The sequence below is a fragment of the Ornithinibacter sp. genome (assembly GCF_035443565.1).
Taxonomy (GTDB): Bacteria; Actinomycetota; Actinomycetes; order Actinomycetales; family Dermatophilaceae; genus Fodinibacter.
In genome coordinates, this window is the sequence record NZ_DAORSO010000372.1 from 1 (window position 1) to 1,342 (window position 1,342).

Consider the following 1,342-nt stretch of genomic DNA (forward strand, 5'->3'; position numbering starts at 1 on the left):
TACGCCTGACCGGCATCCGGCATCCGGCATCGGACGCTCGCGGGTCGAGAGGAGGCAACACGCGGAGGCCGGCCGTGCGCCGCCTGCGTGTCGCCTCCTCTCGACTCCGGCGGGCTGGTTGCTGGACTCCCCTCACCCGGCGATGCACAGCGTGGCGGGGTCGAGGTCCAGGGCTCGAGCGAACCGGTTCAGCATGAGCGACTTGCGATGACGGTCGGTGTGGTCCTCGGCGAAGATCTCCAGCACGAGCCAGCCCTCGTCCGTGAGCAGCCCGTTGCGGTGCGAGTCGCGGCTGCGTGCACGGATCCCTGAGTGCACGGCCCCCTGGTACTCCCCGATGACGCGCCGTGCCCGCCAGAGCAGGTCGCACTCGGCCAGCCAGCCGCCATCGGCAGCGAAGACATGACCGTTGACCTCCGGTTCGGGAAAGCCCGCATCGACGAACACCAGCCGTGACCGGCTCTCCATCGGTGAGCGCACGCCCGGACGCACGAGCGCGAGGGATGCCGTCAGCAGGGCCTTGTTGCGGGGGCGCACGCGCGCGGCGAGCGCGTCCGCGAGGGGCCGAACGGCATCCGCCGTGGATGAACCGGGAGGAACCCTCGAGGTGCGGGTCGCCACGACGTCCCCAGCCACCACGAGGTCATCGCGACCCAGGCCTCGTGACACCACCTCGCCGAGATCCACCCACGTGTCGCCGAGCGAGGTGACGGGGATGCCGTGAACGATGGTCGACGCGCGCCGCTCACGACCTCGGTGACCAAGGCACCCATGACGGACTATTCGCCCACGGGAGGTGTCGCGCATGACGTCGAGTTCCACCTGGTTCTCGAGGCCACGTGGCAGTGGCAGGCCCCAGAGCTGGGCCGCTGTCACGTGGGAGAAGATGACGTCATCCGGCAGGGCCATCCGGAATGAGGCTGCCCGCTCTCGGGCGTTGGTGGGCAGGGCCACGGAGCGAACCGACCGGGTGGTGCGAAGGAGTTGTGGCAGGCGCCACTGGTGGTCCGTCAGCCCGAGGCTGCGAGCTGTCGCCAGGGACAGGGGTCCTGGCGGCAGCGGTGGCAGGTCTGGGGGAGGCATCTGACGACTCTGCCGCCCCGAGAGGCCTCGTCCGAGTTGTCCACAGGCCAGATTTGAGCACTGGCCCACCACGTGAAGCATCCCAAAGTTGGATCACCCGGGGTGCGGCCGGCCCCGCTGAGGAGTGAGGCTGGCGCGAGCGTGCGAGCGTGCGAGCGTGCGAGCGTGCGAGCGTGCGAGCGTGCGTCGAGAGGAGGCAACACGCGGATGCCGTGGGCTCACCGCCTGCGTGTTGCCTCCTCTCGACGGGGGAGGGGGA

At 70.0% G+C, this 1,342-nt stretch carries 1 protein-coding gene; it reads right to left on the minus strand.

Annotated features, from left to right (window positions below; translation table 11 throughout):
* Nucleotides 1–132: 132 nt before the first annotated feature.
* Nucleotides 133–954 (minus strand): hypothetical protein, encoded by an 822-nt coding sequence (locus PLL68_RS15280; RefSeq protein ID WP_324535567.1) that lies wholly within the window; start codon nucleotides 952–954, stop codon nucleotides 133–135.
* Nucleotides 955–1,342: the final 388 nt, after the last annotated feature.